Source organism: Collinsella aerofaciens (assembly GCF_040915425.1).
GTDB lineage: Bacteria > Actinomycetota > Coriobacteriia > Coriobacteriales > Coriobacteriaceae > Collinsella > Collinsella aerofaciens_BW.
Genome location: NZ_JBCPDN010000004.1, coordinates 51013 through 59185, shown reverse-complemented (window position 1 = coordinate 59185; position 8173 = coordinate 51013). Strand labels below are relative to the sequence as shown.

Below are 8173 nucleotides of genomic sequence, written 5' to 3'. Positions count from 1 at the left end.
GTGCAGACGACGCGGGAGAGTTGCGGGGCGAGCATGCCGTCGAGCCAACGGGGATCGCGGGGCGAAAAGCCGCCGAGCAGCTCAACGCGCCGGTTGAGCATATCGAGCAGCTCGTCTTTGGAGAGGTCGGGGAAAACGTCGAGCAGGATCGTATCACCGCGCTGGATACGACGGGAGAGGTTGAAGACAGCGACGCCCGAGATGCCGAAGGCTCGAAACAGTACTTCACCGTCTTCGTGCCAGAGCTCACTATGGTTACGGGTGAGCGTCAAGCGGGCGCGGACGCGCAGACCATCCAACGTCTTGAGTGCCGCCCGATCGCCAACGACCGTTGCCGATACGGGGCAGAGGATGGGGCGCAGCGAGGTGAGGGGGAGGCCAAACGTATCGGCGATACCGGTGGGGTTGCCGCCCGTGGCGATAATTACGGCATGTGCCTCCAGGGCCTCGTTCTTGCGAGGGACATCGGTGAGCGCTTTCCGAAGCGAGCGGAGCTCCGATTTTCGGTCGTCGTGCTTCTTTGCCTTGAGTGCCCGCGCTGGACGGTCTATTTGGAGTGTCCAGCCTTCGGAAGCTTTGTGCGCCGAGGCAACGTTGGCTCCGCAGATTAAGGTGATACCTAGGCGGTCGCAAACGTTGAGAAGCGCGTCGCGCACCGATTCGGCGCGAAGGGAGCGCGGGTACAGCCGGCCTTCCTCGGAGGTTGTCATGATGCCCAGCGAGGAGAAGAAACCCATAAGCTCTTGTTCGGGCCGGGGGCCCATAACGGATTCAACGAATGCGGGGTGGTTATACCGCTGTGGATCAATCGATTCGTTGGAGAGGTTGCAGCGGCCGTTGCCGGTCGCAAGGAGCTTAAGGCCGCAGGCGACATCGCACTCAACGATGCAGACGCTTTTGCCAGCACGTGCGGCCGTAATGGCGGCGGCGAGGCCTGAAGCCCCGCCGCCGATTACCAGGACGTCATAGAAGGCGCTCGTGTTCACTTAGGCCTCGTCGGTCTCGTGCGGGGTAATGGCCTCGACGGCAGAGACTGCCTTGGGCAACATGCCATCGGGCAGCGCGGTCTCGACCTCGCCCTTATCGCAGGCCTCGGCGAGTGACGGATTGATGGGAAGCGTGCCCAAGATGTCGAGGTTATAGCGTTCTGCGACCTCGGGGAGCTTGCTCTTGCCAAAGACCTCGATCTTCTTGCCGCAGTCGGGGCACTCAATATAGCTCATGTTTTCGACGATGCCCAGAATGGGGACGTTCATCTTCTCGGCCATGTTGACCGCCTTGGCGACGATCATCGAGACCAGATCCTGCGGGCTCGTGACGATGACGATGCCGTCGACGGGCAGTGACTGGAAGACGGTGAGAGCGACGTCGCCTGTTCCCGGAGGCATGTCGACCAGCAGGTAGTCGATGGGGCCCCATGAGGTCTCGCTCCAGAACTGCCTAATGGCGCCTGCGATGACCGGACCGCGCCAAAGGACGGGGTCGGTCTCGTTTTGGAGCAGAAGGTTGGAGCTCATCACCTTGACGCCGTGCTCGGAGATTTCGGGCAGCATAAGGTTGCCAAGGGCATGGACGTGGCGTCCGCTCATACCGAACATCTTGGGGATAGAGGGACCGGTGATGTCGGCATCGAGGACGCCGACCTTGTGGCCGTGACGGGCAAGCTCGGTGGCGATGGCACCAGTGACAAACGACTTGCCGACACCGCCCTTGCCGGAAAGTACGGCGATGACGCGTTTGACCTCGGACAGCGTGTTCTCCTCAAATTGCGACGGCGACGTTTGTCCGCCGGCGGCCTGTGCGTGCTCGCAACCCATGTATGACTCCTTTGTATATGTTGGGGCTGGGGCCCCGTGATGTGACACGAGCGTCATTGTACCCTCGTTTGCGAGCGGGAGTCATTTGCGATGCATTTGGGCCGAGCTTGCTTGCAATACGATGGGTCCAAGCGAATGGGCGGGCTTACTGAACTTTGCTGGCGAACTCGAGATATTGCATGCGCTGCAGCTTGTCGATCGTCGAGGCGTATGGGCTGTCTTCAGATTCCAAGTCGTAGCGCAGCCCGTCGGCACCAAGGTAGCCGGCGACATTGATGGTGGGCACATCTGACCTTGTTGCAAGCAGAGCCTTTTGATAGTCGGTGAGCGGGGCGCCGATCTTATTAAGGGTAATGGCTGCAATCTCGTTTGTCCCGACGGTGTCGTAGACGTTGAGCTCGGTATTGCCGGCGATTTCATAGTTAGCCCAGACAAAATATGTCGACTGATAGATACGGAAAGCGTGGCTTGCCGTATCTTCCTGAGGGTACAGCTCGTCGTTGAGAGTCGTTGCGGCGCTCGGCTGATGGTCGCCAAAAAAGACAAGGACAACCGGTCTGCCGATATTGCGGAGCTCGTTGATAAAGTACTCGAGGTCCCGGTCGGATGCGTTGATGCAGGTGAGATAGGTGTTGAGCGCGCTATTGGCGCCCTCGCTGGCTCCCTCGACCCAATAGTTTGTCAGCTCTTCGGCGGGAACGGTGCCGACATCGTATCCGCCATGGTTTTGCATCGTGACATCGAAGATGAACTGCGGAGCGTCGTCGGTCCTCAGCAGGTCGAGTATCTTGTCATAGGTGGCGTAGTCGCATACGCCGGCATGGTAACAGGGCGCACCTTCGAAATCGCCGATCGAAAGAAAGTCTCCAAAGCCCAGCTGCTGATAGATTTTATCTCGATGGTAGTTGACGGGGTTTTGCGGGTGCATAGCGGTAGCGGTATACCCAAGCTCCTTAAGGTCCTTTGCCAGACTGTTGACACCATTCATCTGATATAGCTGATAGGGGATTTTGCCTAATCCGACAAAGGCCGTTGTCGCTCCGGTCAAAAATTCGAATTCGGAGTTCGCCGTTCCGCCACCGGCGACCGAAGCGAGCATGGTGCCGCGAACAAGTGTGTCGGGAAGCGAGTTGTAGAATGCGGGGCCGGTGTACCCGGCCGCCTGGAGCTGCTCAAAGCACGAAAGGTCGCTAAAACTCTCGTTCATGACGGCAACAATCGTCGGCTTGATTTCATTGAACTGGGCAACGGCAGCCGCGCGCTGCTCGCTCGAGCCATACGTGCTGTCGTAGGCGGCGGCGAGCTCCTGCTCGATGCTCTGCGCCTCATCGGGCGTATAGTCTTCGGGCTTCTCAATGGGCAACTCGTTGACCATTTCGGTGAACGAAGTGATAAAACCCTGAGACGCATACGTGGTGATGGGCTGCCAACGGTCAAATCCAAAATTCAGCGCCTGCTCCAAGTCGATGCTGGAAAAGCCCGAGAGCCCCACAACGGTCACTAGCAGAAAAGCGCAGAGGTTAGCGGCGATTGCGGGGAAGACATGGGTGGGCGTACGGAGCTTTCTCGGTCGGATAAGCGAAAGAAGCCCCAGGGAAATCTCCAGCAGGGCGAGAGAGGTTACGATTCCGGCGGTAAAGGTAAACTCGTATCCCTCGCTCACTTCCATTGCGGTGCCAAGGGCCAAGATATCGCTTGGCAGGATGGCCTCGCCTTTAAACGTTATGACGAAGTGCTCGGCAATGCCAAGGATGCAACAGGCGACGGGCACGAGGGCCATGACGCCTCCATGACGCTGTCCCAGCAAATAAAGGGAGAGCAGAACCGTCGCGAGCAGCCCGACGGAAAACCCGAATGAGTTGGCGGGAATGCGATAGAACGTTTCGTTACAGGCAATTTCGAGTGAAACGAACGAGAGCGCTGAAACAGCGGCGATGACAAGGATGTCACGGCAAATACAGGCAACCGTTCCCGTCGCAAGATCGGTTTGGTCGATAAGTCCCGAAACCAAGGGCTCGACAAGAAGTATGACGGCGGTAGCACCGAGCGCCGAATAAGAAAGGACCCATAGGGAATTGTCCTCATTTACGAGCAATTGATTCGTAATCCATGCAGCTACCATGCCGAGCGGGATGAGGAGCGTCGCGCACCAAAAGACGCGGGCAATGGGCGGCTTTTCATTGTGTTTGATTGAAAAATATACGCGCACCACGACGATGGCCACGATAAGGACGGCGATGAATATGGGCAGATTGGCCATGTCGCTCGAAGTGATTTCAAGGGGGATATCTTCGGTCATGGACGTTCCTCTGTTACAGCAAATTAAGTTCAGTATTAGATTACCGTAACCTTTCCACGGCATTTCGAGAAACAAAGCACCCGATACGCAAAGCTAAAGGTCTGCGAATCTTGTATTACGAACATCTGTGCGCGTCGAGTGCGCTAAACTCATCGGCAGTATGATTCGATGCAATAGGAGGCAAGGAGCTTCCATGTCTGATTCTTCTATCGTTATTCGCGGCGCTCGTGAGCACAACCTCCGTGATATCGATGTTTCCATTCCGCGTGACCAACTCGTGGTCATTACCGGTCTTTCTGGCTCGGGCAAGAGCTCGCTGGCATTTGACACTATCTATGCCGAGGGCCAGCGTCGATACGTCGAGAGCCTTTCGAGCTATGCGCGCCAGTTCTTGGGCCAGATGGACAAACCCGACTTGGATTCAATCGACGGCCTTTCGCCGGCGGTGTCGATCGACCAAAAGACGACGTCTAAAAACCCTCGCTCGACGGTTGGCACCGTAACCGAGATTTATGACTATCTGCGCCTGCTGTTCGCTCGTGTGGGCACCCCGCACTGTCCCGAATGCGGCCGCGTCATTGAGCGCCAGACGACCGACCAGGTTGCCGACAAGGTCTTGGCGGCGGGGGAGGGCCGCCGCGCGTTTGTGCTGGCACCGGTGGTGCGCGGGCGAAAAGGCGAGTACACCAAACTGTTTGAGGACCTTCGCGCCGAGGGCTTTAGCCGCGTGCGCGTTGACGGCGAAGTGCGCTCGCTCGACGACCCGATCGATCTGGACAAAAAGTTCAAGCACGATATCGAGGTCGTAGTCGACCGCATCGTGATTCGCGAGAACTCGCTGGGCCGTATTGCCGAGTCCGTTGAACAAGCGACTGCGCTGGCGCACGGCAATGTGAACGTATACTTGCTGCCCGACCGCGACGCTCCCGAGGGGACCGAAGGCGAGTTGCTGGAGTATTCGCTGGCGTTAGCGTGCCCGGAGCATGGACACTCCATCGATGACCTGCAGCCGCGTGATTTCTCGTTCAACGCGCCCTATGGCGCATGTCCTGAGTGCGACGGCCTGGGCTTTAAGAAAACCGTTGATGCCGAGGCGCTGATTGAGGATCCCTCGAAGTCCATTGCCGACGGAGTCTTTGGTAGCCTGTTTGGCAATTCGAACTACTATCCGCAGATTTTTGCTGCGGTCTGCAAACACTTTAAGGTGAGCGCCGATACGCCGTGGGAGGACTTGCCCCCTCGCGTGCGTCGTGCATTTTTGGATGGCCTGGGCGATACGAAGATCTCGGTCGACTACCAAAAGCTCGACGGACGTCGCAGCCAGTGGGATACCAAGTTTTCGGGCGTTCGCAACATCCTGTACGAACGCTATACCGAGACGACGAACGAGAACACCAAGGCGCGCCTGGAGAAGTACATTCGCGAGGAGCCGTGCTCGAGCTGCCACGGCGCTCGTTTGCGCCCTGAGATGCTCGCCGTCACCGTGGGCGGCAAGTCCATTTACGAGGTTTGTTGCCTGTCGTGCCGTGAGTCGCTCGAGTTTTTTGAGGGCCTGGAACTCACCGAGCGCCAACAGTTTATCGGCGGCCGTATCGTCAAGGAAATCCTGGAGCGCTTGCGTTTTCTGGTCGATGTTGGACTCGACTATCTGACACTCGATCGTGCCTCGGCGACGCTTTCCGGTGGCGAGGCACAGCGTATTCGACTGGCAACGCAGATTGGCGCGGGTCTCATGGGCGTGCTCTATATTCTGGACGAGCCCTCGATCGGTCTTCATCAGCGTGACAACGAGCGCCTGATTAAGACGCTCGAGCGCCTGCGCGATATCGGCAATACCGTTATCGTTGTCGAACACGACGAGGATACAATCCGTGCCGCCGACTACGTGATCGACATGGGGCCCGGAGCCGGCGTCAACGGCGGGCACGTAGTCGCGGCGGGAACGCCTGCCGATATCATGGCGTGTCCTGAGTCGATGACGGGCGCTTACCTGACCGGTAAACGAATGATTCGGGTGCCTGATGAACGGCGCAAGCCCGGTCGCGGCTGCCTTAAAATTACGGGCGCTCGAGCCAACAACCTCAAAAACGTTACCGCCAAGATCGAGTTTGGTACGCTTACGGTTGTTACCGGCGTGTCGGGATCGGGCAAGAGCTCCCTGGTTACCGACACCATTGCGCCTGCCCTTACGAATGTCATTCACCGTTCGACGCGCCCTGTGGGTCCGTATAAGAAAATCGAGGGCATCGAGTGTATCGATAAGGTTATCGATATCGACCAGTCGCCGATTGGCCGCACGCCGCGTTCCAACCCTGCTACCTATATCGGCCTGTGGGATGATCTTCGCGCGCTGTTTGCGAGTACGCCGGAGTCGAAGGCGCGCGGCTACTCGCCGGGTCGTTTCTCCTTTAATGTGAGTGGCGGGCGCTGTGAGGCGTGCAAGGGCGACGGACAGATCAAGATCGAGATGCACTTCCTTCCCGATATCTACGTTCCCTGCGAAGCCTGCGGCGGTAAACGCTACAACCGCGAGACACTCGAGGTCACCTACCGTGGCAAGACCATCTCGGACGTGCTCGACATGAGCGTCACCGAGGCGCTGGCCTTCTTTGGGAATATCCCGCAGATTAAGCGCAAGCTCCAGACGCTGTACGATGTAGGCTTAGGCTACGTGAGCCTGGGCCAGCCCGCCACGACGCTCTCGGGCGGCGAGGCGCAGCGTGTGAAGCTCGCCAAGGAGCTTCATCGACGCCAGACGGGCAAGACGTTCTATATTTTGGACGAACCGACGACCGGCCTTCATTTTGAGGACGTCCGCCAGCTGCTCGATGTGCTGCAGCGCTTGGTCGATGCGGGCAACACGGTGCTGGTGATTGAGCACAACCTTGATGTCATCAAGGTTGCCGACCGCCTGATCGATATGGGTCCCGAGGGCGGTAACGGCGGCGGAACCGTCGTGGTTTCGGGCACACCGGAGCAGGTTGCGGACTGTCCGCAGAGTTATACGGGCAAGTTTTTGGCGCCGTTGCTCAGGCGTGACCGGGAGCGCCAGGCTCAACTTGATGCTCAATAAATAGGCGATTCAGTTTATGGGCGCCATCGACTCCTTGTGATTCGATGGCGCTTGCTGTGCCGAAGTGACGTATGCAGTCGAATTGGACATATACTTAATCCTTGCGTCCGAATGCGAGGGAAAGGATATGTCATGGCAAAGGCTGTAAAGACGCCAAAAACCAATGCGATGCGCGAGCTGGAAAGCGCCGGCATTTCCTATGTTCTACATACGTACGAAGACGATGGTGATGAGTCGGTGGGCCTGGGGGTTGCGATTTCGGAGCAGCTTGGCGAGGAGCCCGGTCAAGGATTTAAGACTTTGGTCTGCGTGACACCGTCCAACGACTATGTCGTGTGCTGCATCCCTGTTGCCGACGAGCTCGATCTAAAGTCCGCCGCGCGTGCCGCGGGGGAGAAGTCCTTGGCCATGATGCATGTGAAGGATTTGCTTGCGGCGACTGGCTACGTTCGTGGCGGCTGCAGCCCGGTCGGTATGAAAAAACGCTACCGGACGCTCATTGATGAGACATGCGTCCTTTGGGATACCATTTTTATTTCGGGAGGCAAGCGTGGTTATCAGCTCGAGCTTGCACCCGATGATTTAATTGCATTTTGCGGGGCGACGGTTGCCGCGATTACGAGAGAGGACTGAGCGATGCCGCAGGAAGAATTGAAGTGCGGAGCTCATTTTGCAAAAGAATCTGCGCCTCAGACGCCCTCATCCGAAGCTTCTTCGTCTCGAGATGACACTGACGACATGGGCTCGTCGGACTACTCCACGGTTGGTCGTTCCGCCGGGCTTATGACCATCCTGACCATCGTGTCTCGCGTTACCGGTTTTATCCGAACGTGGGCAATGGCGGCCGCTATTGGCATGTCGCTACTCTCGTCCTCCTATCAGGTCGCCAACAACCTGCCCAATATGCTCTACGAACTCGTGATGGGCGGCATGCTCGTGACGGCGTTTTTGCCCGTGTACATGGGCGTGAGGCGTGAGCAGGGT

6 protein-coding genes are annotated in these 8173 nt (G+C 57.9%); 3 read left to right on the top strand and 3 right to left on the bottom strand.

The window, feature by feature from the left end; genetic code table 11:
- The 3 genes from AB5164_RS01290 to AB5164_RS01280 form a co-directional block, all read right to left on the bottom strand.
- On the bottom strand, positions 1 to 986 hold a 986-nt coding region (locus AB5164_RS01290; RefSeq protein ID WP_368147738.1), incomplete at its 3' end, for an NAD(P)/FAD-dependent oxidoreductase.
- Positions 987 to 1817: an Mrp/NBP35 family ATP-binding protein gene (locus AB5164_RS01285; RefSeq protein ID WP_055310500.1), complete on the bottom strand. Its 831-nt coding sequence runs from the start codon at positions 1815 to 1817 to the stop codon at positions 987 to 989.
- 145 nt (positions 1818 to 1962) lie between these two features.
- Positions 1963 to 4116: an LTA synthase family protein gene (locus AB5164_RS01280; RefSeq protein ID WP_368142253.1), complete on the bottom strand. Its 2154-nt coding sequence runs from the start codon at positions 4114 to 4116 to the stop codon at positions 1963 to 1965.
- A 193-nt stretch (positions 4117 to 4309) separates the two neighbouring features.
- Here AB5164_RS01280 and uvrA point away from each other — a divergent pair, with 193 nt between their 5' ends.
- The 3 genes from uvrA to AB5164_RS01265 form a co-directional block, all read left to right on the top strand.
- Positions 4310 to 7189 carry an excinuclease ABC subunit UvrA gene (uvrA, locus tag AB5164_RS01275; protein WP_346979575.1) on the top strand — a complete coding sequence of 960 codons (2880 nt, stop codon included), beginning with the start codon at positions 4310 to 4312 and terminating at the stop codon, positions 7187 to 7189.
- A gap of 132 nt (positions 7190 to 7321) precedes the next feature.
- Positions 7322 to 7822 (top strand): Cys-tRNA(Pro) deacylase, encoded by a 501-nt coding sequence (ybaK, locus tag AB5164_RS01270; protein WP_006236166.1) that lies wholly within the window; start codon positions 7322 to 7324, stop codon positions 7820 to 7822.
- 105 nt (positions 7823 to 7927) lie between these two features.
- Positions 7928 to 8173: lipid II flippase MurJ (locus tag AB5164_RS01265; RefSeq protein WP_368147736.1), on the top strand; the 246-nt coding region annotated here is incomplete at its 3' end.